This window comes from Streptomyces sp. B1I3, assembly GCF_030816615.1.
Classification (GTDB): Bacteria; Actinomycetota; Actinomycetes; order Streptomycetales; family Streptomycetaceae; genus Streptomyces.
This window is the reverse complement of the sequence record NZ_JAUSYD010000001.1, coordinates 2,458,610-2,484,953: the sequence shown is the minus strand read 5'-3', so window position 1 is coordinate 2,484,953 and position 26,344 is coordinate 2,458,610. Positions and strand designations below refer to the sequence as shown.

27 protein-coding genes and 1 tRNA gene are annotated in these 26,344 nt (G+C 70.9%); 21 read left to right on the top strand and 7 right to left on the bottom strand.

The window, feature by feature from the left end; all coding sequences use genetic code 11:
* Positions 1–100 precede the first annotated feature (100 nt).
* Both QFZ58_RS11265 and QFZ58_RS11260 read left to right on the top strand, forming a co-directional pair.
* Positions 101–328, top strand: coding sequence for a hypothetical protein (locus QFZ58_RS11265; RefSeq protein WP_307124793.1), 228 nt, complete (start codon positions 101–103; stop codon positions 326–328).
* A 143-nt stretch (positions 329–471) separates the two neighbouring features.
* Entirely contained in the window at positions 472–1,125 is a 654-nt protein-coding gene (locus QFZ58_RS11260) for an HU family DNA-binding protein (RefSeq protein WP_307124792.1), read from the top strand.
* An 81-nt stretch (positions 1,126–1,206) separates the two neighbouring features.
* On the opposite strand, the gene QFZ58_RS11255 is transcribed toward QFZ58_RS11260, so the two are convergent.
* Together QFZ58_RS11255 and cofC are read right to left on the bottom strand one after the other, a co-directional pair.
* On the bottom strand, positions 1,207–1,410 hold the full coding sequence (locus QFZ58_RS11255) for a hypothetical protein (RefSeq protein WP_147959669.1): 204 nt from the start codon (positions 1,408–1,410) through the stop codon (positions 1,207–1,209).
* A gap of 10 nt (positions 1,411–1,420) precedes the next feature.
* Positions 1,421–2,125, bottom strand: a complete 705-nt coding sequence (cofC, locus tag QFZ58_RS11250; RefSeq protein ID WP_307124791.1) for a 2-phospho-L-lactate guanylyltransferase — start codon at positions 2,123–2,125, stop codon at positions 1,421–1,423.
* Positions 2,126–2,263: 138 nt separating this feature from the next.
* Here cofC and QFZ58_RS11245 point away from each other — a divergent pair, with 138 nt between their 5' ends.
* From QFZ58_RS11245 to QFZ58_RS11235, 3 genes are read left to right on the top strand one after another with little or no spacing between them, the layout of a single operon-like run.
* Entirely contained in the window at positions 2,264–3,016 is a 753-nt protein-coding gene (locus QFZ58_RS11245; RefSeq protein ID WP_307124790.1) for a 1-acyl-sn-glycerol-3-phosphate acyltransferase, read from the top strand.
* Positions 3,013–4,023, top strand: a complete 1,011-nt coding sequence (locus tag QFZ58_RS11240) for an NAD(P)H-dependent glycerol-3-phosphate dehydrogenase (RefSeq protein WP_307124789.1) — start codon at positions 3,013–3,015, stop codon at positions 4,021–4,023. Before QFZ58_RS11245 ends, QFZ58_RS11240 begins: the two co-directional genes overlap by 4 nt.
* 34 nt (positions 4,024–4,057) lie before the next feature.
* A complete protein-coding gene (locus QFZ58_RS11235) occupies positions 4,058–5,263 on the top strand; it encodes a D-alanine--D-alanine ligase family protein (RefSeq protein ID WP_307124788.1) in 1,206 nt (401 codons plus the stop codon).
* 58 nt (positions 5,264–5,321) lie between these two features.
* Here QFZ58_RS11235 and QFZ58_RS11230 read toward each other — a convergent pair whose 3' ends face one another.
* Together QFZ58_RS11230 and QFZ58_RS11225 are read right to left on the bottom strand one after the other, a co-directional pair.
* Complete coding sequence (locus QFZ58_RS11230) at positions 5,322–5,810, bottom strand: DUF3515 domain-containing protein (protein WP_307124787.1); 489 nt, start codon at positions 5,808–5,810, stop codon at positions 5,322–5,324.
* Between the two features lie 20 nt (positions 5,811–5,830).
* A complete protein-coding gene (locus QFZ58_RS11225) occupies positions 5,831–6,064 on the bottom strand; it encodes an Lrp/AsnC family transcriptional regulator (protein WP_307124786.1) in 234 nt (77 codons plus the stop codon).
* A 317-nt stretch (positions 6,065–6,381) separates the two neighbouring features.
* Here QFZ58_RS11225 and QFZ58_RS11220 point away from each other — a divergent pair, with 317 nt between their 5' ends.
* On the top strand, positions 6,382–7,353 hold the full coding sequence (locus tag QFZ58_RS11220) for a thiamine-phosphate kinase (RefSeq protein WP_307124785.1): 972 nt from the start codon (positions 6,382–6,384) through the stop codon (positions 7,351–7,353).
* A gap of 10 nt (positions 7,354–7,363) precedes the next feature.
* Positions 7,364–8,182, top strand: a complete 819-nt coding sequence (thiD, locus tag QFZ58_RS11215) for a bifunctional hydroxymethylpyrimidine kinase/phosphomethylpyrimidine kinase (RefSeq protein ID WP_307124784.1) — start codon at positions 7,364–7,366, stop codon at positions 8,180–8,182.
* A 90-nt stretch (positions 8,183–8,272) separates the two neighbouring features.
* Here the strand turns inward: thiD and rpmB are convergent, their stop codons facing one another.
* Positions 8,273–8,458 (bottom strand): 50S ribosomal protein L28, encoded by a 186-nt coding sequence (gene rpmB / locus QFZ58_RS11210; protein ID WP_003965989.1) that lies wholly within the window; start codon positions 8,456–8,458, stop codon positions 8,273–8,275.
* 256 nt (positions 8,459–8,714) lie between these two features.
* Here rpmB and QFZ58_RS11205 point away from each other — a divergent pair, with 256 nt between their 5' ends.
* From QFZ58_RS11205 to mutM, 9 genes are all read left to right on the top strand, one after another.
* Positions 8,715–10,340, top strand: coding sequence for a DAK2 domain-containing protein (locus tag QFZ58_RS11205; protein ID WP_307124783.1), 1,626 nt, complete (start codon positions 8,715–8,717; stop codon positions 10,338–10,340).
* Positions 10,341–10,413: 73 nt separating this feature from the next.
* On the top strand, positions 10,414–12,624 hold the full coding sequence (recG, locus tag QFZ58_RS11200; RefSeq protein WP_307124782.1) for an ATP-dependent DNA helicase RecG: 2,211 nt from the start codon (positions 10,414–10,416) through the stop codon (positions 12,622–12,624).
* 87 nt (positions 12,625–12,711) lie between these two features.
* The gene (rsmD, locus tag QFZ58_RS11195) at positions 12,712–13,296 is read left to right on the top strand and encodes a 16S rRNA (guanine(966)-N(2))-methyltransferase RsmD (protein WP_307124781.1); all 585 of its coding nucleotides are present in this window, start codon (positions 12,712–12,714) and stop codon (positions 13,294–13,296) included.
* A 26-nt stretch (positions 13,297–13,322) separates the two neighbouring features.
* Entirely contained in the window at positions 13,323–13,802 is a 480-nt protein-coding gene (coaD, locus tag QFZ58_RS11190) for a pantetheine-phosphate adenylyltransferase (protein WP_307128826.1), read from the top strand.
* 98 nt (positions 13,803–13,900) lie between these two features.
* A complete protein-coding gene (locus QFZ58_RS11185; protein WP_307124780.1) occupies positions 13,901–15,070 on the top strand; it encodes an ATP synthase F0 subunit B in 1,170 nt (389 codons plus the stop codon).
* A 148-nt stretch (positions 15,071–15,218) separates the two neighbouring features.
* A complete protein-coding gene (locus QFZ58_RS11180; RefSeq protein ID WP_307124779.1) occupies positions 15,219–15,884 on the top strand; it encodes a DUF177 domain-containing protein in 666 nt (221 codons plus the stop codon).
* 2 nt (positions 15,885–15,886) lie between these two features.
* Positions 15,887–16,060 (top strand): 50S ribosomal protein L32, encoded by a 174-nt coding sequence (gene rpmF / locus QFZ58_RS11175; RefSeq protein ID WP_003965982.1) that lies wholly within the window; start codon positions 15,887–15,889, stop codon positions 16,058–16,060.
* Positions 16,061–16,079: 19 nt separating this feature from the next.
* Entirely contained in the window at positions 16,080–16,904 is an 825-nt protein-coding gene (gene rnc / locus QFZ58_RS11170; RefSeq protein WP_307124778.1) for a ribonuclease III, read from the top strand.
* A 77-nt stretch (positions 16,905–16,981) separates the two neighbouring features.
* Complete coding sequence (gene mutM, locus QFZ58_RS11165; RefSeq protein ID WP_307124777.1) at positions 16,982–17,839, top strand: bifunctional DNA-formamidopyrimidine glycosylase/DNA-(apurinic or apyrimidinic site) lyase; 858 nt, start codon at positions 16,982–16,984, stop codon at positions 17,837–17,839.
* A 48-nt stretch (positions 17,840–17,887) separates the two neighbouring features.
* Here the strand turns inward: mutM and QFZ58_RS11160 are convergent, their stop codons facing one another.
* A complete protein-coding gene (locus QFZ58_RS11160) occupies positions 17,888–18,298 on the bottom strand; it encodes a helix-turn-helix domain-containing protein (RefSeq protein WP_307124776.1) in 411 nt (136 codons plus the stop codon).
* A gap of 67 nt (positions 18,299–18,365) precedes the next feature.
* On the opposite strand from QFZ58_RS11160, the gene QFZ58_RS11155 reads away from it, so the two are divergent.
* A tRNA-Ala gene (locus tag QFZ58_RS11155) sits at positions 18,366–18,438 on the top strand.
* A gap of 16 nt (positions 18,439–18,454) precedes the next feature.
* On the opposite strand, the gene QFZ58_RS11150 is transcribed toward QFZ58_RS11155, so the two are convergent.
* Positions 18,455–19,417, bottom strand: coding sequence for a CAP domain-containing protein (locus tag QFZ58_RS11150; protein ID WP_307124775.1), 963 nt, complete (start codon positions 19,415–19,417; stop codon positions 18,455–18,457).
* A 154-nt stretch (positions 19,418–19,571) separates the two neighbouring features.
* On the opposite strand from QFZ58_RS11150, the gene QFZ58_RS11145 reads away from it, so the two are divergent.
* The 4 genes from QFZ58_RS11145 (at position 19,572) to QFZ58_RS11130 (ending at position 26,151) form a co-directional block, all read left to right on the top strand.
* On the top strand, positions 19,572–19,853 hold the full coding sequence (locus QFZ58_RS11145) for an acylphosphatase (protein ID WP_307124774.1): 282 nt from the start codon (positions 19,572–19,574) through the stop codon (positions 19,851–19,853).
* A gap of 437 nt (positions 19,854–20,290) precedes the next feature.
* The gene (locus QFZ58_RS11140; RefSeq protein ID WP_307124773.1) at positions 20,291–20,503 is read left to right on the top strand and encodes a hypothetical protein; all 213 of its coding nucleotides are present in this window, start codon (positions 20,291–20,293) and stop codon (positions 20,501–20,503) included.
* A 279-nt stretch (positions 20,504–20,782) separates the two neighbouring features.
* A complete protein-coding gene (locus QFZ58_RS11135; RefSeq protein ID WP_307124772.1) occupies positions 20,783–24,478 on the top strand; it encodes an AAA family ATPase in 3,696 nt (1,231 codons plus the stop codon).
* Positions 24,479–24,732: 254 nt separating this feature from the next.
* Positions 24,733–26,151, top strand: coding sequence for a sugar porter family MFS transporter (locus tag QFZ58_RS11130; RefSeq protein ID WP_307124771.1), 1,419 nt, complete (start codon positions 24,733–24,735; stop codon positions 26,149–26,151).
* Positions 26,152–26,344 lie beyond the last annotated feature (193 nt).

Sequence of the window (26,344 nt, the reverse complement as noted above, 5' to 3'; positions counted from 1 at the left end):
CGCTTTTCCCGAACTGCGCCCCCTGCTTTCCGGTAGGGGGCGTAGCGCTTTGTTGAGACCCCCTCGGGCGACAACTCGCCCCAGATGGCACAATCGGTGCATGGGACGCGACAGCCAACTCGAGCTCTACGGCCGCGTCGCCGACCGATTGAAAGAAGCGCACGCAAGGGTGCGCGTACTGCAAGTCCCGGAGGACGTACGGATGGCGCTCTCCCGGAAGCTGATGGCCGTCACGGCCTCGGCCAAACACGATCTCCCGGGCGCGGCAAGGCGTCTGGACCGGTTGATGAAGGACCTCGATGAGGGCCGATTCCCCGAAGGTGACTGACTCCGCAGAACAGTGCGGCGGTCGACTTCGTTGCGGCACTAGGGTGATTAGCCCGTTTCGTGTTTGATTTGCGGTATATATCTGCCTAACGTGCGAAAAAGCCTGGACGGTTTGGTTCCGGCAATGTCTCCGAAGGGGAAGACGTGAACAAGGCGCAGCTCGTAGAAGCGATTGCCGACAAGGTCGGCGGCCGTCAGCAGGCCGCTGACGCCGTCGACGTGGTACTCGACGCGATCGTCCGTGCGGTTGTCGCGGGGGATCGTGTCTCGGTCACCGGCTTCGGCTCGTTCGAGAAGGTCGACCGCCCCGCCCGCTACGCACGCAACCCGCAGACGGGCGAGCGCGTACGGGTCAAGAAGACGTCCGTGCCCCGTTTCCGTGCGGGACAGGGCTTCAAGGACCTGGTGAGCGGCTCCAAGAAGCTCCCCAAGGGCGGCGAGGTGTCCGTCAAGAAGGCACCCAAGGGCAGCCTGTCGGGCGGTCCTTCCACCCGTACGACCGCGAAGGCGGCCGCCAAGAAGGCCACCGCCAAGAAGGCCACGGCGCGCAAGAGCACGGCCGCGGCGAAGAAGACCGCGCCCGCCGCCAAGAAGACCACCGCGAAGAGCACCTCCGCGGCGGCGAAGAAGGCCACGCCGGCAGCGAAGAAGGCCGCACCGGCGAAGAAGGCCACGACGAAGAAGGCCGTCGCCGCCAAGACCGCGCCCGCCAAGAAGACGACGGCGAAGAAGGCGCCCGCGAAGAAGACCACGGCACGCACGACCGCGGCCAAGAAGGTCACCGCACGCAAGAAGTGAGACCGGGCACCGCTCCCCTTCTCCTGCGCGCCGGGCCGGGCTCCCCTCGGGGAGCCCGGCCCGCGGGCTGTCAGGAGCCGCTCAGAGCGTCTGGAGCGTCACCAGGGTGATGCGCAGCGAGGCGCCCTCGCCCTCGGTCTCGATCCGCACCCGCTGCCCCGGGCGCAACAGCCGCAGTCCCCCCGCGTCGAAGGCCGGCGCGTCGAAGTCCACCGGGGTGCCGTCGTCGAGCAGCACACTGCCGGTCCGGGTCTCGGAGTCGTACGTGAACGAGGTCGCCTGCATGGCTCGCAGCCTATCGGTCGGCGACGGGGCCCACCGCGGCCGTCAGACCCGCGGTGAACCGCCCCACGCCCAGCTCCAGCGCCACGCGCAGGTCGTCGCCCGTGTCCACGTCCCTGCGGACCGAGTCGAGGCCGGGAGCCGAGACCTCGACCGCGCCCGACTCCAGGTGCCGGGCCCGGGACGGCCCGCCGAAGGACGGCCGCAATTCGAATCCCGGCATCGCCGAAAGAAATGTGGTGCCGATTCCCTGGGCATCGGTGACAAAAGCCCGGGGGAATTCGGTGGAGAATTCGAGTACCCGCGCCAATTCCTCCGCCCGCAGTGCCGGCAGATCCGCGTTGAGCGCGGCCACCGCCGCGTCGGGCCGCCGTGAACGCACCGACCGCACCCCGTGCTCCAGAGCCGCGTCGAGCCCGGCCGCCGGTGCGTCCGGGACCGTGCGCGCCCCGAGCGCGGCCAGCGCGGGAGCGGCCACCGGATCGTCCGTGACGACCACCACATCCCGCACCGCCCGGCACGACAGCGCCGCCGCCACCGTGTCGAGGGCGAACGCCAGGGCGAGGCGGGGACGCAGCTCCTCACCCGTCGCCCGCCCCAGCCTGCTCTTGGCCCGGGCGAGCGGTTTGAGCGGGACGACCAGGGACCAGGGGCCGGTCGGGTCGGTGTTCGTGGCGATCTCCCCCTCCATACGCGTCAGGACTGACGAGGCCGTCATTCTCGCCTGCCGGTACGACGGCCCGGAGGTCCGCCCCCATGGGCGAGGCGTACGGTGTTCTCCACACAGCAGGGGCCCGGGGCGAGACGTCACCGCCGCAGTCGGGCAGCAGGTCAGTTCCTAGAGGAAGGCGTCCGAGTGTCCCGCCGCAGAATCGGCTTCTGGTACCGCCTGGCGGCGGCCATCGCAAAACCGCCCCTGGTGGTCTTGTTCAAGCGCGACTGGCGGGGAATGGAACACATTCCGGCCGATGGCGGATTCATCACCGCGGTCAATCACAACTCGTATCTGGACCCGCTTTCCTACGGGCACTTCCAGTACAACACCGGACGCGTGCCGCGGCTCCTCGCCAAGGCCGGACTGTTCAGGACGCCTTTCGTCGGAATGATTCTTCGCGGCACCGGGCAGATCCCCGTCTACCGCGAGACGACCAACGCGCTCGACGCCTTCCGCGCCGCCGTCGACGCCATCGAGCGGGGCGAATGCGTCGCCTTCTACCCGGAGGGCACGCTCACCCGGGACCCCGACATGTGGCCGATGGCCGGCAAGACCGGCGCCGCCCGGGTCGCGCTGATGACCAAGGCCCCGGTCATCCCCGTCGCCCAGTGGGGCGCCAACCTCGCGATGCCGCCCTACGCCAAGGAGAACAAGCTCCGGCTGTTCCCCCGCAAGACCCTGCGCGTGCAGGCCGGGCCGCCGGTCGACCTCTCCCGCTTCCACGGGCTCGAGCCGACACCCGAGGTGCTGCGCCAGGCGACCGAGGCGATCATGGCCGCGGTCACGGCCGAGCTGGAGGACCTGCGCGGCGAGAAGGCCCCCGCCGAGCTCTACGATCACCGCAAGGCCCGTGCGCAGCAGCGGCGCAAGGCAGAGGGAAAGGGACCCACGTGACGCACCCCGGCAAAGCGGCCGTCTTCGGAACCGGCTCATGGGGTACGGCCTTCGGCATGATCCTCGCCGACGCGGGCTGCGAGGTCACCCTCTGGGGCCGCCGCGCCGAAGTCGCCGAGGCGGTCAACACGACCCACACCAATCCCGGCTACCTGCCGGGAATTGAGCTCCCCGACTCGATCCGGGCCACCACCGACGCCGCCGAGGCCCTGCACGGTGCCGACTTCGCGGTCCTGGTCGTGCCCTCCCAGACGCTGCGCGCCAACCTCGCCGACTGGACGCCGCACCTGGAACCGGACACGGTCCTCGTCTCCCTGATGAAGGGCGTGGAACTCGGCACCGCCAAGCGGATGAGCGAGGTCATCGAGGACGTCACCGCGGTCACCGCCGACCGCATCGCCGTCGTCACCGGCCCCAACCTCGCCAAGGAGATCGCCGAACGCCGCCCCGCGGCCGCCGTCGTCGCCTCCGCGGACGAGACCGTCGCCCAGCGCCTCCAGGCCGCCTGCCACACCTCGTACTTCCGGCCGTACACCAACACCGACGTGGTCGGCTGCGAACTCGGCGGCGCCGTCAAGAACGTCATCGGCCTCGCCGTGGGCATCGCCGACGGCATGGGCCTCGGCGACAACGCCAAGGGCTCGCTCATCACCCGCGGTCTCGCCGAGACCACCCGGCTGGGCCTCGCGATGGGCGCCGACCCCCTGACGTTCTCCGGACTCGCGGGCCTGGGCGACCTCGTGGCGACCTGCTCGTCACCCCTGTCGCGCAACCACACCTTCGGCACGAACCTCGGCCGCGGAATGACGCTGCAGGAGACCGTCGCCGTCACCGAGCAGACCGCCGAGGGCGTCAAGTCCTGCGAATCGGTGCTCGATCTGGCGCGCAGGCACGGGGTCGACATGCCCATCACCGAGACGGTCGTCGGAATCGTCCACGAGGGCAAGCCGCCGGTCGTCGCGCTCAAGGAGCTGATGTCGCGCAGCGCCAAGCCCGAGCGACGCTGACTCGAGCCCTACCAGCAGGTACGCTCATCGCGATATGAGCAGCCAGAACCTCCCCCAGAGCCCTGAGAGCGCCGAGAGTTCCGCCCGGAGCTCCGAGAGCTCCGAGCAGAGCGGCGAGCAGCGCCGCAAGCCGCGCGTGGCCGTCGTGTTCGGCGGCCGGAGCTCCGAACACGGCATCTCCGTCGTCACGGCCGGTGCCGTCATGAGCGCCGTCGACCGGACGAAGTACGACGTCCTGCCGATCGGCATCACCAGGGACGGCCGGTGGGCACTCACGGCCGACGACCCCGCCCGCATGGCCATCGCGGACCGGCAGGTACCCGACGTGGACCAGCTGGCCGAGCCCGGGCTCGGAGCGGTGACGCTCTCCGTCGACCCCGGCAACCGGGACGTCGTCGTCAGCGAGCCGGGTGCGCTTCCCAGGGTTCTCGGCGAGGTCGACGTCGTCTTCCCCGTGCTGCACGGGCCGTACGGCGAGGACGGCACGCTCCAGGGGCTCCTGGAGCTCTCCGGTGTGCCGTACGTCGGCGCCGGCGTCCTCGCCTCGGCGGTCGGCCAGGACAAGGAGTACATGAAGCGGGTGTTCACCTCCTTCGGGCTGCCGGTCGGCCCGTACGAGGTGGTCCGCCCCCGCGAGTGGGAGGCCGACCGGCCCGCCGCGTGCAAGCGGATCATGGAGTTCGCCGCCGAACACGGCTGGCCCCTCTTCGTCAAGCCCGCCCGCGGCGGCTCCTCCGTGGGCATCACCAAGGTCGACGACCCCTCCGGCCTGGACGAGGCCATCGAGGAGGCCCGCAGGCACGACCCCAAGTTCCTCGTGGAGGCACTGCTGCGCGGCCGCGAGATCGAATGCGGCGTGCTGGAGTTCGAGGACGGGCCCCGCGCGAGCGTGCCCGCCGAGATCCCGCCGGTCACCGCGCACGACTTCTACGACTTCGAGGCCAAGTACATCGATTCGGCGGCCGGACTGGTCCCCGCCCCCCTGACCGCAGAGCAGACCGCAGAGGTGCGGCGGCTCGCCGTCGAGGCCTACGAGGCCGCGTCCTGCGAGGGCCTGGTGCGCGCCGACTTCTTCCTCACCGAGGACGGCGGCTTCGTCATCAACGAGATCAACACCATGCCGGGCTTCACCCCGATCTCCATGTTCCCGCGCATGTGGCAGGAGAGCGGCGTGAGCTACGCGGAGCTGGTGGACCGGCTCATCCAGGCGGCGCTCAACCGCTCCACGGGACTGCGCTGAGCCCGGCCCTCCCGTTCGGATCGGAGCCGCGAGCCCGGCCCGATCCGGACGAGAGGCGTCAGATGCTGTCGGGCACCGTCTTCCTGACGGGTGCGGCGAACGCCGACAGGGGAGTGATGTCGTGGGCGTACGCCTTCGAGAGCGTGACCTCGACGTATGCCTTGCGGTACGTGGTCGTGAACCGGGGGCCGGCGTCACCCCGCTGCTCCAGCAGCCAGTTGACGCCGTCCGCGTCGACGCCCTTGGACTGGGCGTCATCCATCTTCGCGGGCCGGGGGACGCCGCAGCGCAGTACGATCGCCCCGTCCCCCCAGCCGGCGGTCAGCACCGACTCCGGCCCGGGATCACTCCGTTGCAGGCCGGTGATGGTCTCCGGCAGCTCCTTGTGCAGCGCCTCGCAGTACGCGGCTTCCTCCGGCGGCGGCGTGGGAACCGAGACCGAGGGAGCCGCGTCACCGGCGGAACAGCCCGCCGCGGCCAGGACGGCCAGAGCGGCGGACGGACCGAGCAGTGCGGAGCGGAGGGACCGGCGGCAGATCAACGTCACCGGCCCAGCGTAGACGGGGGTCAGAGGTGGACGACCGGGCAGGTCAGGGTTCGTGTGATGCCGTCCACCTGCTGGACCTTGGCGACCACCATGCGGCCGAGGGCGTCGACCGTGTCGGCCTGCGCGCGCACGATCACGTCGTAGGGGCCTGTGACGTCCTCTGCCTGCATCACTCCCGGGAGTTTCGCGATGGTGTCGGCGACGATCGACGCCTTGCCCACCTCGGTCTGGATAAGGATGTACGCCTGTACCACGGAACCTCCAGGGCGGCCACGAGGATCATGTGGGGGAAAGGGACGCCACGGTATCGCGTTGCCGCGGGCCGCGGGGAGACCTGCGGGCCGGTCGACGCCCACAGCGTGGCGTACGCACCACAGAAGTTGACGTATCTCCTGACGGTACCGACAGCAGCAGGGGCCCGCGACCGCGGGCCCACCGGAGCGGAAGAGGGACGATGCCCGTACGCCGCGCGGCTGCGGGCGGCCGTCGCCGGCCCGTCCACGGCCCGGACAACCGGCCGCTGAAGCAGCCCGGACAGCTGTCCGGTGCGATAGATGAGAGGTGAGACTCGGTGAAGGGAACCGTGGGCGAGTTGGGGGAGTTCGGGCTCATCAGAGAGCTCACGTCCCGGCTCACCACCACTCCGGCGGTACGGCTGGGACCCGGCGACGACGCCGCGGTCGTGGCCGCTCCCGACCGCAGGGTCGTGGCCAGTACGGACATCCTGCTGGAAGGGCGGCACTTCCGCCGCGACTGGTCGACGGCGTACGACGTCGGGCGTAAGGCGGCCGCACAGAACCTCGCCGACATCGCGGCCATGGGCGCCGTACCGACCGCGCTGCTCCTCGGCCTCGTCGTACCCGCCGATCTCCCCGTCACCTGGGCCACCGAGCTCATGGACGGGCTGCGTGACGAGTGCCAGGTCGCGGGGGCGGCCGTCGTCGGCGGCGACGTCGTCGGCGGTGACACCATCACCGTCTCGATCACCGCGCTGGGCGACCTGCGCAACCACGAACCCGTCACCCGGGCCGGCGCCCGGCCCGGCGACGTGGTGGCAGTCACCGGCTGGCTCGGCTGGTCCGCCGCCGGATTCGCCGTGCTCTCCCGGGGCTTCCGTTCGCCGCGCGCCTTCGTGGAGGCCCACCGGCGCCCCGAGCCGCCGTACCACGCGGGCCCCGCGGCCGCCGGACTGGGCGCCACGGCGATGACCGACGTCAGCGACGGACTTGTCGCCGATCTCGGGCACATCGCGGAGGCCAGCAAGGTCCGGATCGATCTGCGCTCCGGGCTGGTCGACATCCCCTCCCAGATGTCCGACATCGGGCAGGCCGTCGGCGTCGACCCGCTGCAGTGGGTGCTCACCGGGGGAGAGGACCACGCGATCGTGGCGACGTTCCCGCCGGACGTGAAACTCCCGGCCCGCTGGAAGGTGATCGGCGAGGTCCTCAACCCCTCGGCCCTGCCCCAGGTCACCGTCGACGGGGCGCCGTGGACGAGCAAGGGCGGCTGGGACCATTTCGGGTCGATCGAGGAAGCCCAGTAGATTCCCGGGCATGACCGTGACCACCGCTGTACCGCCCCGCGTACTCACCGTCGCCGGATCCGATTCCGGCGGCGGTGCCGGCATCCAGGCCGACCTGAAGACGATGCTCGCCCTCGGCACCCACGGCATGAGCGTGCTGACCGCGGTGACCGCCCAGAACTCGCTGGGCGTGCAGGGGGCCTGGGAGCTCCCGGTGGAGGCCGTGCGCGCCCAGTACCGCAGCGTCGTCGACGACATCGGCGTCCAGGCCGTGAAGACCGGCATGCTGTCCTCGGCCGCGCTCGTCGAGACCGTCGCCGCACTCCTCGCGGGGACGGACGCCCCTGTCGTCGTCGACCCGGTGGGCGTCTCCAAGCACGGCGACGCGCTGCTCGCCGCCGAGGCACTCGACTCCGTACGCACGAAACTGCTGCCCGTCGCGACGGTGGCCACTCCCAACCTCGACGAGGTGACCCAGCTCACCGGTATCGAGGTCACCGACGAGCCGGGGATGCGGAGGGCCGCCGCCGAAGTGCTCTCCTACGGACCGCGCTGGGTCGTCGTCAAGGGCGGCCACCTGCCGGGCGAGGCCGTGGACCTCCTGACGGACGGCAGCGAGGAACACTGGCTGCGCGCCCCCAGGCTCGACAACCGGCACACCCACGGCACGGGCTGCACCCTGGCCTCCGCGATCGCCTGCGGGCTCGCCAGGGGCCAGGACGTGCCGACCGCCGTGAGGGGCGCGAAGGCGTACGTCACCGGCGCGATACGGGCCGGCTTCGCGCTGGGTGGCGGGATCGGGCCCGTCGACCACGGCTGGCTCGCACGCGGCAGCGCGGCGCCCGCCTGAAGCGCACCACGCCTGAGCACAGCAAAAAGCCGGTCCACCGAGATGGACCGGCTTTTTGGGCAACCGGAAGGCTGCGCTACGACGGGGACGTCAGCGCGCGACCTTGCCGGCCTTGATGCACGAGGTGCAGACGTTGAGCCGCTTCGGCGTCCGACCGACCACTGCACGCACGCGCTGGATGTTGGGATTCCAGCGACGGGACGTACGGCGGTGCGAGTGCGAAATGCTGTTGCCGAAGCTCGGCCCCTTGCCGCAAACGTCGCAGTTGGCAGCCACGGGTCACTCCAAAGACTTCAGATGCACTTACAGTGAATTCCGGCACGCCGGAATCATTTTACTGAAGTGGCGTTACCGGAGGAATGTCCCGACTCTCGTCGGGCAACCGGAGCAGCATACAACGCCTGCTTCGGAGATACGAAACTACCACGGGTTGCCGGGCCGCCCGCCCCGGCCCTGTCCCCGGCGGCTGCCCCGCGCAGAGCTACTCTGCGGTGCAGCCCGCCCCCCACGGCCGCCCCAAGGAGGACCGACGGTGCCGCAGCCCCCCGACGATGTGGACGCCGTCGCGGTGCGCACCTGGTGCTCCCTGGCCCTGGAGGCACTGGGCCGCGAACGCCGGGCGATCGACGCGATCAACGTCTTCCCGGTCGCCGACGGGGACACCGGCACCAACCTCTACCTGACCGTCGAGTCGGCCGCGGCGGCCGTCGAAGCCGTCTTCGCCGCCCATGAGACCGGCACCACCACGCCCACCGCCGCCGACGCCGTACGGGCCATGGCGCACGGGGCGCTGATCGGTGCCCGCGGCAACTCCGGCACCATCCTGGCCCAGTTGCTGCGGGGGATGGCGGGCGTGCTGGCCGACGCGGGCGACGCGGACCATCTGCGCCGGGCGCTGACCGAGGCGGCCGCCGCCGCCCGGCAGGCCGTCGCCCACCCCGTGGAGGGCACCGTTCTGACCGTCGCCTCCGAGGCCGCCCGAGCCGCGGCGGCCACGGCGCCGGCCGCGGACCTCACGGCCGTGCTCGACGCCGCGTACGGCGGAGCGCTCACCGCGCTGGCCGCCACCCCCGCCCGGCTCGCCGTCCTCGGACGCGCGGGCGTCGTGGACGCGGGCGGCCAGGGCCTGGTGACCGTCCTCGGGGCGCTGCTGGAGGCGGTCGGCGGCCGGGCTCCGGCACCCGCGGTACGGACGGTGGACCCCGACGCCCTCCCCATGACCGGGAACTGTGCCGAGGCGGACCCGGTGGGCGGACCCGCTTTCGAGGTGATCTACCTGCTGGAGGCCGGGGACGAAGCCGTCGCCCTGCTGCGGAGCCGGCTCGACGCGCTGGGGGAGTCCCTCGTGGTGGTCGGAGGCGACGGCCTGTGGAACGTCCACGTCCACGTCGACGACGCCGGAGCGGCCGTCGAGGCCGGTGTCGAGGCCGGCCGGCCCTACCGGATCCGGATCACCCACTTCGCGGCGGACCGGATCCGGGCCCACCAGGAGCCGGCCCAGCGCGCGGTCGTCGTGGTCGTGCCCGGCGACGGGCTCGCGGGCATCTGCGCGGAGGCGGGGGCGACCACCGTGCTGGCGCGCCCGGGAGAGCCGCCCGCCAGCGGGGAGCTGGTCGACGCGATCCGCCGGGCCCACGCCCGCGAGGTCGTCCTGCTGCCCAACGACGCCCAGCTGCGCCACACCGCCGCCGCGGCCGCCGAACAGGCCCGGGCCGAAGGCGTCCGCGTGGCCCTGGTCCCCACCCGCGCAGCCGTCCAGGGCATCGCCGCGCTCGCCGTCCACGAACCGGACCGCAGTTTCGACGAGGACGTGGTCGCGATGACCGCGGCGGCCGGCGCCACCCGGTACGCCGAACTGGCCGTCGCCGAGCGGCAGTCCTGGACCATGGCCGGCGTGTGCCAGGCCGGGGACATCCTCGGCCTCATCGACGGGGACGTCGCCGTGATCGGCGGGGACGTCCCCGCCACCGCCCGCACGGTCCTGGACCGGATGCTGTCGGCGGGCGGCGAACTCGTCACCCTCGTCCTCGGCCAGGACGTCCCCGACGCCCTGGCCGAGGACCTGTGCGCACACGTCCGCGGAGGCCATGTCGCCGTCGACACGGTGGTCTACCGGGGCGGCCACCAGGACGCGCCCCTGCTGATCGGCGTCGAGTGACGGCCGGCAGGCGCGGGACGACGACCCTCCGCGGTCCGGCGCCCCGCGACATCTGTCAGTGGCGTGGTGTGCAATGGACCGCGTGTCCGCTTTCGACGAACCCCTCAAGAAGCTGCTCGGCGGAGCCACCGCGAAGGTGATGGCCGAACACCTCGACCTGCACACGGTCGGTGATCTGCTGCACCACTACCCGCGGCGCTACGAGGAGCGGGGCCGCCTCACGGCGCTGGCCGAGCTCCCGCTGGACGAGCACGTGACCGTCGTGGCCCAGGTCGCCGACGCGCGGATCATGATGTTCAACAACGGCCGCGGCAAGCGCCTCGAGGTCACCCTCACCGACGGCAGCGGCAGGCTCCAGCTGGTCTTCTTCGGCCACGGGGTCCACAAGCCCCACAAGGAGCTCCTCCCCGGCCGGCGCGCGATGTTCGCCGGCAAGGTCTCCGTCTTCAACCGCCGGATGCAGCTCGCCCACCCGACGTACCAGCTCCTGGACGCCGACGAGGACGAGGCGACCGGGGCCGTCGACGCGTTCGCGGGGCAGCTGTTGCCGATCTACCCCGCCTGCAAGCAGCTCGACTCCTGGCGCATCGCCAAGGCCGTCGACACCGTCCTTCCGAGCGCCGGGGACGTCGTGGACCCGCTGCCGCCGTCACTGCGCGAAGGGCGCGGTTTCGTCCCCCTGCCCGAGGCACTGCTCAAGATCCACCGTCCGCGCACCAAGGCGGACATCGCAGCCGCGCGCGAGCGGCTGCGATGGGACGAGGCCTTCGTCCTCCAGGTCGCCCTCGCCCGCCGCAGGTACGCCGACACCCAGCTTCCCGCGGTGGCCCGGGAAGCCGTCGCCGACGGTCTCCTCGACTCCTTCGACGCCACGCTCCCCTTCACGCTCACCGAAGGCCAGCAGAAGGTCACCGAGGAGATCTTCCGCGACCTGGCGACCCAGCACCCCATGCATCGGCTGCTCCAGGGCGAGGTGGGCTCCGGCAAGACCCTGGTCGCCCTGCGCGCCATGCTCCGCGTCGTCGACGCCGGCGGGCAGACCGCGCTGCTCGCTCCCACCGAGGTCCTCGCCCAGCAGCACCACCGCTCCATCACCGAGATGATGGGCGAACTGGCCGAGGGAGGGATGCTCGGCGGCTCCGACCGCGGCACCAAGGTCGTCCTGCTCACCGGCTCCATGGGGACCGCGGGCCGCCGCCAGGCGCTGCTCGACCTGGTCACCGGAGAGGCCGGGATCGTCATCGGCACCCACGCGCTGATCGAGGACAAGGTGAAGTTCCACGACCTCGGCCTCGTCGTCGTCGACGAACAGCACCGCTTCGGTGTGGAGCAGCGCGACGCCCTGCGTTCCAAGGGGAAGCAGCCGCCGCACCTGCTCGTGATGACCGCGACCCCCATCCCCCGCACGGTCGCGATGACCGTCTTCGGCGACCTGGAGACATCCGTCCTGGACCAGCTCCCGGCCGGCCGCTCGCCCATCGCCAGTCACGTCGTCCCCGCCAAGGACAAACCCCACTTCCTCAGCCGCGCCTGGGAACGCGTACGCGAGGAGGCCGAGAACGGCCACCAGGCGTACGTGGTGTGCCCCCGCATCGGCGACGACGCCGAGGAGACGGCCGACGGGAAGAAGGGGAAGAAGCAGGCGGCCCCCGAGGACGACCCCGGGAAGCGGCCGCCGCTCGCGGTCCTGGAGATCGCCGACCAGCTCGCCAAGGGCCCCCTGGCCGGCCTGCGGATCGAGGTGCTCCACGGCAGGATGCACCCCGACGACAAGGACGAGGTGATGCGCCGGTTCGCCGCCGGCCAGGCCGACGTACTGGTCGCCACCACCGTCATCGAGGTCGGGGTCAACGTCCCCAACGCCACCGCGATGGTCATCATGGACGCCGACCGCTTCGGCGTCTCCCAACTGCATCAGCTGCGGGGCCGTGTCGGGCGCGGCTCGGCCCCCGGCCTCTGCCTGCTGGTCAGCGAGGCCCACGAGGCGAGCGCCGCCCGGGCCCGGCTCTCGGCGGTCGCCGCCACCCTCGACGGCTTCGCACTCTCCCGGATCGACCTCGAACAGCGCCGCGAGGGCGATGTCCTCGGCCAGGCGCAGTCCGGCGTCCGCTCCTCGCTGCGGGTGCTCAGCGTCATCGACGACGAGGAGGTCATCGCGGCGGCGCGCGAGGAGGCCGTCCGCGTCGTCGCGGCCGACCCGGACCTCGAAGCGCTGCCGGAGCTGCGCACCGCCCTGGACGCGCTGCTGGACAAGGACAGGGAGGAGTACCTCGACAAGGGGTGAGGGCCGGACCCACCCCGACGCCATATCGTGGGAGCACGGCGCGCGTCCCGTCCTGCGCGCCGCCCGCGACCCGAGGACCAGACACCCATGACCCGCGTGATCGCAGGCGCGGCCGGCGGACGCCGCCTGGCCGTCCCGCCCGGCACCGGCACCCGCCCCACCTCCGACCGTGCGCGCGAGGGACTGTTCTCCACGTGGGCAGCGCTCCTGGGCACCCTCGACGGCATCCGTGTCGCCGATCTCTACGCCGGCTCCGGCGCCGTGGGCCTGGAGGCGCTCTCGCGCGGAGCGTCCCACGCGCTGCTCGTCGAGGCCGACGCCAAGGCTGTGCGCACCGTCCGTGACAACGTCCGCACCCTGGGTCTGCCCGGCGCCGAGGTCCGTGCCGGCAAAGCCGAACAGATCGTGACAGGACCGGCGCCCGAGCGGCCGTACGACGTGGTGTTCCTCGACCCGCCGTACGCCGTCACGGATGGCGACCTCGGCGAGATCCTGCTCACACTCCGTACTCAGGGGTGGCTCTCGGACGATGCCCTCGTCACGGTGGAACGGAGCACACGGGGCGGAGAATTCAGCTGGCCACGGGGATTCGAGCCACTGCGGGCCCGTCGCTACGGCGAGGGAACGCTTTGGTACGGTCGCGCCGCTTCCACGTGCGAAGACGCACGATGACCGCATCGGAGAGCGAGGGAATCACGTTGCGCCGCGCCGTCTGTCCGGGGTCGTTCGACCCCATCACCAACGGACATCTCGACATCATTGGCCGAGCCTCGAAGCTGTACGACGTCGTGCACGTCGCGGTGATGATCAACCAGTCCAAGAAGGGGCTGTTCACGGTGGAGGAGCGGATCGAGCTGATCCGCGAGGTCACCGCCGACTTCGGCAACGTCGAGGTCGAGTCCTTCCACGGCCTGCTGGTCGACTTCTGCAAGCAGCGGGACATCCCGGCGATCGTGAAGGGCCTGCGCGCCGTCAGCGACTTCGACTACGAACTGCAGATGGCCCAGATGAACAACGGGCTCTCCGGGGTCGAGACGCTCTTCGTGCCGACGAACCCGACCTACAGCTTCCTGTCGTCCTCCCTGGTCAAGGAGGTCGCCACCTGGGGTGGCGACGTCTCGCACCTGCTGCCGCCGAAGGTCCACGAGGCACTGGTGGAGCGTCTCGGCCACAAGTGACGGGCTGACCCCCCGTCACCAGGTGTCGGACGGCAGGCGAGTGGCCTTACAGTCGTCCCGTCCGTCTCCAACAGCAGCAAGAGAGTGGCGAGCACACGGTGGACGTGCAGAAGAAGCTCGACGAGATCGTCGAAACGGTCGGGAACGCCCGTTCCATGCCCATGTCGGCCTCCTGCGTGGTCAACCGCGCCGAGCTGCTCGCGCTGCTCGAGGAGGTGCGCGAGGCCCTGCCCGGTTCCCTCGCCCACGCCGAGGAGCTCATCGGCGGCCGGGAGCAGCTCGTCGAGCAGGCCCGGCAGGAGGCCGAGCGGATCATCGAGGCCGCCCGCGCCCAGCGCGACTCACTGATCTCCGACACGGAGATCGCCCGGCAGTCCCAGGCCGAGGCCGACCGGATCCTCTCCGAGGCCCGCCGGGAGGCTGACGAGGTGCGCGGCGAGGCGGACGAGTACGTCGACAGCAAGCTCGCCAACTTCGAGGTCGTCCTCACCAAGACCATCGGCTCCGTCGACCGCGGCCGGGAGAAGCTCCTGGGCCGCAGCGAAGGACTCGGCGAGCAGGGCTACGAGGACCCCGACTTCGCGGAGGCGCCCGAGCGCAGCGCGGACCCGGAGACGCTCAGGCGACGCGCGGACGACTACGTCGACACCAAGCTCGGTGCGTTCGAGGCCGTGCTCGCCAAGACGCTGGAAGCCGTCGGCCGCGGCCGGCAGAAGCTGCACGGCCGGGTCGCCACCGACGAGCTGGGCACGCACATGGCGGCGCAGGAGGCGGCGGGCGGCTCCCTCCACACCAGCGACGAGGACCACTGGGCAAACCTCGCGGAGCTCGCGAGCCCGGCGCCGCAGCACGTCCCGCAGCCGCAGTACACGGAGCCCGTACAGCCGGACTACGCACCGGCGGCCGATTACCGGGACCCCTCGCAGACCGGCTACCAGGACTCCTCCCAGGCCGGCTACGAGGACCCCGCGCAGGCCGGCTTCCCGGCCCAGGCGCAGTCCGAGCCGCAGTACGCCCAGACGTATGCCTACCAGGACCAGCCGCTCCAGCAGGCGGACCCGTACGCCGCGTACCAGCAGCAGCCCGACCCGTACGCCGGCTACCAGCAGCAGGGCGGCTACGACCCGAACCAGCAGCAGGACTACGGCTGGGCGCAGCAGGCCCAGGTGCCCGCGCAACAGGGCGAGAACGCGCTCGACGAGACCAGCCTGTTCGACACGAGCATGATCGACCTGGAGCAGCTGCGCCGGTACGAGCAGGGGCGCTGACGGGGGCGGCCCGTCGGGCGGAGGGACCGGATTGGGCCCTGGGCGGTACGTCCAGTATCCTGGCTCTTCGGTCGCGCGTATGTCCGCGATCCCGGCTGCCCGCATCCTCTCCGGATCGGAGCGGCCCTCCCGAAGCCGCACATCGCACATGAGCTCGAAAGCAGGAGAAGCCCTGAACGGCCACCTCGACCACCGCAACCCCCTCGTGTTCGATACGCGCGAGCTGGGTCGGCGTCCTGGTGCCCTGAAGCGGCTGACCCGCTCGGTTCAGGCACCGAAGGACCTCGGCATCGACGGGGTCATCGGTGTACCGGAGAACGCGCCCCTGGCGCTGGACCTCCGCCTCGAATCGGTCATGGAGGGGGTGCTCGTCACAGGCACCGCCCGCGCGACGGCCGAGGGGGAGTGCGTAAGGTGTCTGGAGCCGCTGGGCCTCGACGTCGAAGCGGACTTCCAGGAGATGTTCTCGTACCCTGACGCCGATGACCGGAACCGCAGCAGGACCGCGGACCCGGTCGACGACGCCGAGGACGACGAGGACAGGTTCTTTCTCGAGGACGGTCTGTTCGACCTCGAGCCTGTGCTGCGTGACGCGGTGGTGCTCGCACTGCCGCTGCAGCCGGTGTGCAAGGAGACCTGTGCCGGTCTGTGTTCCGAGTGCGGAATCAGGCTGGACGAGAATCCGGGCCACCACCACGATGCCGTCGACATGCGTTGGGCGGCACTGCAAGGACTCGCCGAGACCGTTCAGGACGGCGAGAAGGACAACATGGGCGGCGCCGAACCGGGCGTCGACGAGAAGCAGGAGAAGTAGCCGTGGCTGTTCCGAAGCGGAAGATGTCGCGCAGCAACACGCGCCACCGCCGGTCGCAGTGGAAGGCTGCGGTCCCCACCCTGGTTTCGTGCGAGCGTTGCCAGGAGCCGAAGCTCCAGCACATTGCGTGCCCGAGCTGCGGCACCTACAACAAGCGCCAGGTCCTCGAGGTCTGAGCGGCTGGTGAGAGGCCCGATGTCTGAGTTGTCCAGCGCCAAGAAGCAGGCAGACAACGTCAACACAGCCTCGTCCCACACGCTTCTGGAAGGGCGGCTCGGGTATCACCTCGAGTCCGCCCTTCTGGTGCGTGCGCTGACCCACCGTTCGTACGCATACGAGAACGGCGGTCTGCCCACCAACGAGCGACTCGAATTCCTCGGGGATTCGGTGCTCGGCCTGGTGGTCACGGACACGCTGTACCGCACCCACCCCGACCTGCCCGAAGGCCAGCTGGCCAAGTTGCGGGCCGCGGTGGTCAACTCGCGTGCACTTGCGGAAGTGGGCCGCGGCCTGGAACTCGGCTCCTTCATCCGGCTCGGCCGTGGTGAAGAGGGCACGGGGGGCCGGGACAAGGCTTCCATCCTCGCCGACACCCTTGAAGCGGTGATCGGCGCCGTCTATCTCGACCAAGGCCTCAGCGCGGCCTCGGAGCTGGTCCACCGGCTCTTCGACCCGCTGATCGACAGGTCCTCGAGCCTCGGAGCCGGCCTGGACTGGAAGACCAGTCTGCAGGAGCTCACCGCGAGCGAGAGCCTCGGAGTCCCCGAGTACCTCGTCACGGAGACCGGTCCCGATCACGAGAAGACCTTCACTGCTGCTGCTCGCGTCGGTGGTGTCTCGTACGGCACCGGCACCGGCCGTAGCAAGAAGGAAGCGGAGCAGCAGGCGGCGGAATCCGCCTGGCGTGAAATCAGCGCCGCCGCGGAGGCGCGGGAGGTGGCGGCGAAGACCGCTGCCGAGACAGGGGCCGCCGACACCCCTGCCACCCCGGAGCCGCACACGGACGCCGCTCCTGCCTGAGCGTTACCGAGAGCCCCTCGGTGCCTGGTGCACCGAGGGGCTCTCGCTGTGTCCTGCCGTCCCGAAGGAGTGTCATCGTGCCGGAACTGCCCGAGGTCGAAGTCGTCCGACGCGGTCTGGAGCGCTGGGTCACCGGCCGGACCGTCGACGACGTCGAGGTCCTGCACCCCCGCGCGGTCCGCAGGCATCTCGCCGGCGGCGTGGACTTCGCGGCCCGGCTCCGCGGCCTGCGCTTCGGCACGGCGATGCGCCGCGGCAAGTACCTCTGGGTCCCCCTCGACGAGGTGGCCTTCTCGATGCTCGGCCACCTCGGCATGAGCGGTCAGCTGCTCGTGCAGCCGGGAGAGGCCCCTGACGAGAAACACCTGCGCATCAGGATCCGTTTCGACGACTCCCTCGGCACGGAGCTGCGCTTCGTCGACCAGCGCACCTTCGGCGGCCTGTCGCTGCACGACAACACCCCGGACGGGCTGCCCGACGTCATCGCGCACATCGCCCGCGACCCTCTGGACCCGGCCTTCGACGACGCCGCGTTCCACGTGGCACTGCGCCTGCGCCGCACGACGGTCAAGCGCGCCCTGCTCGACCAGTCCCTGATCAGCGGCGTCGGCAACATCTACGCGGACGAGGCGCTCTGGCGCAGCAGGCTGCACTACGAACGGCCGACGGCGACCCTCACCCGCACCGCGACGGCCGCGCTGCTCGGCCATGTCCGTGAGGTGATGCGCGAGGCCCTCGACCAGGGCGGCACCAGCTTCGACAGCCTGTACGTCAACGTGAACGGCGAATCGGGCTATTTCGACCGGTCGCTCGACGCGTACGGCCGCGAGGACGAGCCGTGCCACCGGTGTGGCACGCCGATCCGCCGCCGGCCGTGGATGAACCGGTCCAGCTACTTCTGCCCGCGCTGCCAGCGCCCGCCGCGCGCGGGCTGAGCGGTCGGGGAGCGTCGGGGTGCCGAGGACCGGACGGGCGGAGCGGGCTCAGACCTCGCGCGCGGCGTCGTACCGGACGCGGGCGTCGAGCACCTCGGGCATCCGCCCCTCGACGAGCTGGATGAGCTCCACCAGCCGGCCGGCCACCTCGCGACCGAGGGCCGTCAGCTCGTAGTCGACGCGCGGCGGGATGGTGGGCCGCGCGTCCCGGAGCACCAGACCGTCGCGCTCCAGCGCGTGCAGGGTCTGGGAGAGCATCTTCTCGCTGACCCCGTCGACCCGACGGCGCAGCTCGTTGAAGCGGAGACTGTTCTCGAGCAACGCTCCCAGCGTCAGGCCACCCCAGCGGCCCGTGACGTGTTCCAGCGTTCCGCGCGAGGGGCACTGCCGTGAGAAGACGTCGAACGGGGAGACGTCCTCGTCACCGTCCCGCACACCCTCGGCCTCCGGCTTGCTCATGGCGCCAGCTTACGCCTGCGCAGTGCTCACCGAGGGAGAGTGCTGCACCGTAGGACGCGCGCAGGGCAGGGCCGTGGCGCAGCGGTGGTCGCGCCCTCATGGCATAGGGGAGGACGCCGGTTCGCATCCGGCCGGCCCTGCCTCACCGCCGGCTTCTCAGAAGCCGAAGTCCTGGGTCCACCAGGGGCCGCCGGAACCGAAGTGCACACCGATCCCGAGCGTCGTGTAATCGCAATTGAGAATGTTTGCGCGATGGCCGTCGCTGTTCATCCAGGCGTCCATCACGGCCTGCGCGTCGGCCTGGCCACGGGCTATGTTCTCGCCGCCGAGACCCTCCACGCCGGCCTCGGCCGCGCGGTCCCAGGGGGTGGCGCCGTCCGGGTCCGTATGGCCGAAGAAGGCGCGGGCGGCCATGTCCTCGCTGAAGTTCTGGGCGAGAGCGGTCAGCGGGGCGCTGGAGGTGACCGGGCGGCAGCCGACCTTCGCTCGCTCCTCGTTGACGAGGGCGAGCACGGCGTCCTGGGCGGAGGCGGCGGCAGGCGAGGAGGTCTCACTGCTCGGCGAAGCGGACGGCGTCCTCGGCGCGGCCGGAGCCTTCGCGGCCGGGCTCGTGCTCTTCTTCGCCTCCGGGGACGGGGCCTTGGTCCGTTCCGGCGTCCTGGTCGGCGTGGGCTTCCCGGTCTGCGCCGGCTTCCGCGTCTGCCGGCCGGCCTGCTTCGACGCGCCGGCCGACGGCTTTGCGGTGGGCGTTGCCGAGGCGGAGTCCGACGGCGCCGCGGAACGGTCCGTACCCCTACTGGCCTGCGCGGACGCGGAGCCGGACGCGCGGCCGGTCGGATCGGCGGAGGCGCCGCCCTGGGTCAGCAGGTCGGGGACGCCGCCCGCACGGACCTGGTCCGTGGCGGAGCTGCCGCTGACGCTGTAGGTGTCGCCGCCGGGCAGCAGACCCGACGCGACGGCGACGGCGCCGACGGCCACGGCAGCGGAGACACCGAGCAGTCCGGTGCGCAAGGGGGCGGCGCTCCGCTTCTTCCGGCGAGCACCGCGGCGTCCGTCGGCGGCGTCCGCCGCCTGCTGCTCAGCTGCGGGGGCTGCGCCTGCGCGTCGATGGCGTCCCATGCGCTGTGCCTTCCTCGTGCTCGGAGCGCCGCTGTGACGTCACCGTGTCAACCGTCCGGCTCACCCGATCGGGTGAGCTATTGCGAGGGGACTGTACGCCATGGCGTATTCGGGCGACGTGCTCCTCGCGTAATCCGCCGGTTAGCGTTCGGGCATGAACGAAGACGCACGACTCGTCGCATGGGTACGCGGCCGAGTACAGCAAGTAGGGTTCCGCTGGTTCACCAGGGCAAATGCTTTGGAGATCGGAAGCCTTACCGGCTTCGCCCTCAATCTCGACGACGGCCGGGTACAGGTCGTCGCGGAAGGGCCGCGTGAGAATTGCCACCGTCTGCTCGATTGGCTCGCCTCCGGCGACACACCCGGCGAGGTGGAAGGCGTGACTGAGATCTGGGACACGCCCCGCGGTGGTTACGACGGATTCGCGATCCGCTGATCCGGCCGGCGTGCGGGGTCCGTATCCGCTGTGTGTCCGACGCGCGGCAGGGGGTGAACAAGAGGGGCCGCGGGAGCCGGGCACCCGAAATGACCTGCGAAAGCATCCGGCACAGGAACATGGTTGCCAAGAAGTGGATGTCGTGCCAGGCTGCGGCATTGACGAAGATCTCCACGCCCCTCGGGATCCCGCAGGAGAGTCGCGCCGCATGATCGTCGAGCCGCGCGCCCCCGGGTCACCCGCCTCACGGGGTGTGATCGTGTTGACCGTCAAACTTTTTGGTGAGACGCTGAAATCCCCGCGCACCTCAGCTGTTCGGCAGTGCTGGTTCACGGCAGGACTGCAGTGACGACCGAGCCCTGTCGAACATCGCGGGTGCGATTCCCATACGACCCACACCGCATCGGTCGGTCACTCAGTGTGGAGGACCATTCATCATGGCAAAGGCGCTTCTCGGTTACGTCGGCGGTTCCGACCCGCGACTCCTCGCCGAGATGCGACGGCTTCAGAAGCGCGTCCAGGACCTGGAATCCGAGCTCGCCCGGATCCAGGACGAGAGGGATGCGCTCAGTGCCGCCGCCCAGCACCAGGAGTCGCTGCTCGACAGCATCGACATCGACGTACCCCAGGCGGAGCCCGCGCTGACCTGATCGCCGGCCCGGCCGGGCCGGTCAGGCAGCTCGGGTCTGTCGCTCAAGATCACCACCGGAAAGTCTTCGTCACGGATCGTCGTACCGGGCGCCGAGGATTGCTCGTCTCCCGCCGTTCGTGATCCGTCACGCCGACTCTGCATGATGGACAAGGGACGCTTCGGCGTCCCTTTTTTCATTCCCCCCGGCCTGTCCCCGCCCTATCCCTCTTCGCTTACCGTCTGATGTGCCCTGCACCTTCATCAGCGAAACCGAGAGTGAAAGGTAGAGTCCGGCGGCGTGCACCTCAAGGCCCTGACCCTGCGTGGTTTCAAGTCATTCGCCTCCGCCACCACCCTGCGGTTCGAACCGGGGATCACCTGCGTGGTCGGGCCCAATGGGTCCGGCAAATCCAATGTGGTGGACGCGCTCTCCTGGGTCATGGGTGAACAGGGGGCCAAAAGCCTGCGCGGCGGCAAGATGGAAGACGTGATCTTCGCCGGCACCACCGGCCGGCCGCCGCTGGGACGCGCGGAAGTGTCGTTGACCATCGACAATTCCGACGGGGCGCTGCCCATCGAGTACGCCGAAGTGACGATCACCCGGATCATGTTCCGCAACGGCGGCAGCGAATACCAGATCAATGGCGACACCTGCCGGCTGCTCGACATCCAGGAACTCCTTTCGGACTCCGGTATCGGCCGCGAGATGCACGTCATCGTCGGCCAGGGCCGGCTGGACTCCGTCCTGCACGCCGATCCGACCGGGCGCCGCGCCTTCATCGAAGAGGCGGCCGGCGTGCTGAAGCACCGCAAGCGCAAGGAGAAGGCGCTGCGGAAGCTGGAGGCGATGGGGGCCAACCTCGCCCGGGTCCAGGACCTGACCGACGAGTTGCGACGCCAGCTCAAGCCGCTGGGCAGGCAGGCCGCCGTGGCCCGCAGGGCCGCCGTCATCCAGGCCGACCTGCGTGACGCGCGGCTGCGTCTCCTCGCCGACGACCTGGTGCGGATCCGGGAGGCGCTGCGTGGTGAGATCGCCGACGAGGCGGCCCTCAAGCGGCGCAGGGAAACGGCGGAGAACGAACTCAAGGCGGCGCTCGCCCGGGAGGCGGACCTGGAGGACGAGGTCCGTCGGCTCGCGCCGCGACTCCAGCGGGCCCAGCAGACCTGGTACGAGCTCTCGCAGCTGGCCGAGAGGGTCCGCGGGACGATCTCGCTCGCCGACGCCCGGGTGAAGAGCGCCACCACCGCTCCGGAGGAGGAGCGGCGCGGACGCGATCCCGAGGACATGGAACGTGAAGCGGCCCGGATCCGCGAGCAGGAGGCCGAGCTGACGGCTGCTCTCGAGGCGGCGGAGCACGCGCTGGAGGACACGGCCGCGCACCGTGCCGACCTGGAGAGGGAGTTGGCGGCCGAGGAGCGCAGGCTCAGGGATGCCGCCCGGGCCATCGCCGACCGGCGCGAGGGCCTCGCCCGGCTGAACGGCCAGGTCAACGCCGCACGCAGCCGCGCCGGTTCGGCGCAGGCGGAGATCGACCGGCTGGCCGCCTCCCGTGATGCGGCTCAGGAGCGGGCGGTCGCGGCGCAGGAGGAGTACGAGCAGCTCAGGGCCGAGGTCGAGGGCCTGGACGCGGACGACGCGGAACTGGCCGAGCGACACGAGGAGGCCAAACGGCATCTCGCGCGGGCGGAGACCACCCTCGGCGAGGCACGGGACGCGGCCACCGGGGCGGAGCGCAAGCGCGCGGCGGTCGCGGCCCGGCACGAGGCGCTCTCGCTGGGGCTGCGCCGCAAGGACGGCACCGGGGCACTGCTCGAAGCGGGAGACCGGCTCCCGGGCCTGCTCGGGCCGGCGGCGGAGCTGCTCACGGTGACCCCGGGATACGAGATCGCGGTGGCGGCGGCGCTAGGGGCGGCGGCCGACGCCGTCGCGGTGGCGGACCCGGCCACCGCGGCGGACGCGATCCGCCTGCTGCGCAAGCAGGACGCCGGGCGGGCCGCCCTGGTGCCGGCCGGCGCCGGAGGCGGGCAGGTCCCCGCCCAGGGGGCGGAGCAGACGGTCGCGTCCGCCGCTCCGGTGCCCGCCGCCGGCCACGTACCCGGTCAGGCCACGGGAGCGGAGCACGCCCTCACCGTCCGGGCGGCGGAGACGGGTCCCTCCGCGGCCGGCCCGGCCCTCGCCACGGAGGGACCCGAGGCGCCGGCCGTCGCCGCACTGGTGCGGGGGCCGGCCGGACTGATGGCCGCCGTACGGCGGCTCGTGCGTGACATGGTCGTCGTGGGGACGCTGGAGGACGCCGAGGACCTGGTCACCGCCCACCCCGGCCTGACCGCCGTGACGGTGGAGGGTGACGTCCTGGGCTCCCACTTCGCGCACGGCGGTTCGGCCGGGGCGCCCAGCCTGCTGGAGGTGCAGGCCTCCGTCGACGAGGCCGCCGCGGAGCTGGCCGAGCTCGCCGTACGGTGCGAGGAACTCGCGGCGGACCAGCGCCACGCGGTCGCGCGGCGCGACGAGGCAGCTGCCCTCGTGGAGGAGCTGGGGGAGCGGCGCCGGGCCGCCGAACGGGAGAAGTCGGGCGTGGCCCAGCAGCTCGGCAGGCTGGCCGGGCAGGCCCGCGGCGCCGCCGGGGAGGCCGAACGGATGACCGCGTCCGCGGCCCGGGCCCAGGACGCGCTGGAACGGGCGACGGAGGAGGCCGAGGAGCTCGCGGAGCGGCTGCTGGTGGCGCAGGAGACACCGGTCGAGGAGGAACCGGACACCTCCGTACGGGACCGGCTCGCCGCCGACGGGGCGAACGCCCGCCAGACCGAGATGGAGGCGCGCCTCCAGGTCCGTACCCATGAGGAACGCGTCCGGGGACTCGCCGGGCGTGCCGACGCCCTGGACCGCGGGGCCAGGGCCGAGCGTGAGACCCGGGCCCGCGCCGAGCAGCGCCGTGCCCGGCTGCGCCACGAGGCGGAGGTGGCCGCGGCCGTGGCCAGCGGCGCCCGTCAGCTTCTCGCACATGTCGAGGTGTCCGTCGGACGGGCACAGCAGGAGCGGGCCATGGCGGAGGCGGCCAAGGCCGAGCGGGAGCGGGAACTGACCGCCGAACGCGCCCGGGGCCGTGACCTCAAGACCGAGCTCGACCGGCTCACCGACTCGGTGCACCGGGGCGAGGTGCTCGGGGCGGAGAAGCGGCTGCGGATGGAGCAGCTGGAGACGAAGGCGCTGGAGGAGTTCGGCGTGGAGCCGGCCGGTCTTGCCGCCGAGTACGGCCCCGACCAGCTCGTGCCGCCGTCCCCCGCCGCGGAGGGGGAGGAGCTGCCGCAGGATCCCGGACATCCCCGCAACCAGCCGAAACCGTTCGTCAGGACCGAGCAGGAGAAGCGGCTGAAGGCGGCCGAACGGGCGTACCAGCAGCTCGGGAAGGTGAATCCGCTCGCCCTCGAGGAGTTCTCGGCGCTGGAGGAACGGCACAAGTTCCTCTCCGAGCAGCTTGAAGACCTGAAGAAGACCCGGGCCGATCTGATGCAGGTGATCAAGGAAGTAGACGAGCGGGTCGAGCAGGTGTTCACCGAGGCGTTCCGCGACACGGCTCGTGAGTTCGAAGGTGTCTTCTCGCGGCTCTTCCCCGGAGGCGAGGGACGCCTCGTCCTCACCGATCCGGACAACATGCTGACGACCGGTCTGGACGTGGAGGCGAGGCCGCCGGGCAAGAAGGTCAAGCGGCTCTCGCTGCTGTCGGGTGGCGAGAGATCCCTTACGGCCGTTGCCCTCCTGGTCGCCATCTTCAAGGCGAGGCCGAGTCCGTTCTACGTCATGGACGAGGTCGAGGCGGCACTCGACGACACCAATCTGCAGCGCCTGATCCGGATCATGGAGGAGCTCCAGGAGAGTTCCCAGCTCATCGTGATCACGCATCAGAAGCGCACGATGGAGGTCGCCGACGCGCTGTACGGCGTCTCCATGCAGGGTGACGGCGTCTCCAAGGTGATCAGCCAGCGGTTGCGCTGAGACGCGTCCGGCCTGCGGATCCGCCTGCTCACACGGTCTTCACGAAATCTACAAGCCTTCAACGCGCCTTCCGGCACCCTCGGGGTACCTGTGAGTTTCCGCAGGCTTCCACCCCGGTATTGACTTCGAAACTTGAACGCATACCCTCGGCAATGTTGTTTTTGCCTTCAAGTGGTGTTCGGCTCCATGTTGTGCGCCACTGGGAGGGCTCACCCCCCACGCCTGACGTTGCGGCCAGGCATCAGGAGATTCATGTGACCAGCACAGCGCGCGGACCGGAGTCCGGAGCCAGAGAGGCCCACCCGGACCATCTCGGCCATGTCATCTTCATCACGGCAGCCGCAGCGATGGGCGGCTTCCTCTTCGGTTACGACAGCTCCGTGATCAACGGCGCCGTCGAGGCCATCCGCGACCGGTACGACATCGGATCCGGGACGCTGGCGCAGGTCATCGCCATCGCTCTGATCGGCTGTGCGATCGGAGCGGCCACTGCGGGACGCATCGCCGACCGGATCGGCCGTATCCGCTGCATGCAGATCGCCTCGGTGCTGTTCACCATCAGCGCCGTCGGTTCCGCACTGCCGTTCGCCCTGTGGGACCTCGCCATGTGGCGCGTCATCGGTGGCTTCGCCATCGGCATGGCCTCCGTCATCGGCCCGGCCTACATCGCCGAGGTCTCGCCGCCCGCCTACCGCGGCCGCCTCGGCTCCTTCCAGCAGGCCGCGATCGTCGTCGGCATCGCCATCTCGCAGCTGGTCAACTACGGCATCCTGCAGATCGCCGACGGCGACCAGCGTGGTGAGATCGCCGGCTTCGAGGCCTGGCAGTGGATGCTCGGCGTGATGGTCGTCCCCGCCATCCTGTACGGGCTCCTCTCCTTCGCGATCCCCGAGTCGCCCCGCTTCCTGATCTCCGTGGGCAAGAAGGACCGGGCCCGGAAGATCCTCGAAGAGGTCGAGGGCAAGAACGTCGATCTCGACGCGCGCGTCGACGAGATCGAGACGGCCATGCGCCGCGAGCACAAGTCCAAGTTCAGCGATCTGCTGGGCAGCCGCTTCGCGTTCCTGCCGATCGTCTGGGTCGGTATCGGCCTGTCGGTGTTCCAGCAGCTCGTCGGCATCAACGTGGCGTTCTACTACTCGGCGACGCTCTGGCAGTCCGTCGGCATCGACCCGACCGACTCGTTCTTCTACTCGTTCACCACGTCGATCATCAACATCATCGGCACCGTGATCGCGATGATCCTCGTCGACCGGGTGGGCCGGAGGCCTCTCGCGCTCGTCGGATCCATCGGTATGGCCGTCGCGCTGGCCTTCGAGGCCTGGGCCTTCTCCGCGGACCTGGTCGACGGGAAGCTGCCCACCGCCCAGGGCACCGTCGCCCTGATCGCCGCCCACGTCTTCGTGCTCTTCTTCGCACTGTCGTGGGGCGTCGTGGTCTGGGTCTTCCTCGGCGAGATGTTCCCGAACCGCATCCGCGCCGCCGCCCTGGGTGTCGCCGCCTCCGCGCAGTGGATCGCCAACTGGGCCATCACCGCGAGCTTCCCGAGCCTCGCCGACTGGAACCTGTCGGGCACGTACATCATCTACACCTGCTTCGCCGTGCTCTCGATCCCCTTCGTGCTCAGGTACGTGAAGGAGACCAAGGGCAAGGCGTTGGAGGAGATGGGCTGATCCCCGCTGCCCCTCTCCTCGACACCGGCCACCGCCCCGGCCCGGCCCATGCCGGCCCGGGGCGGTGTGCTGTCGCGCTCCGGCCCCGGCGTCCGTCACCGGGCCGGACGCCGGCCGGTTCGGCGGCCCCGCGGACGGACGGGCGCGGGAGCGCCGCGTACGCCCCTGCCGCGACGGCCGGACAGCCCGCAAC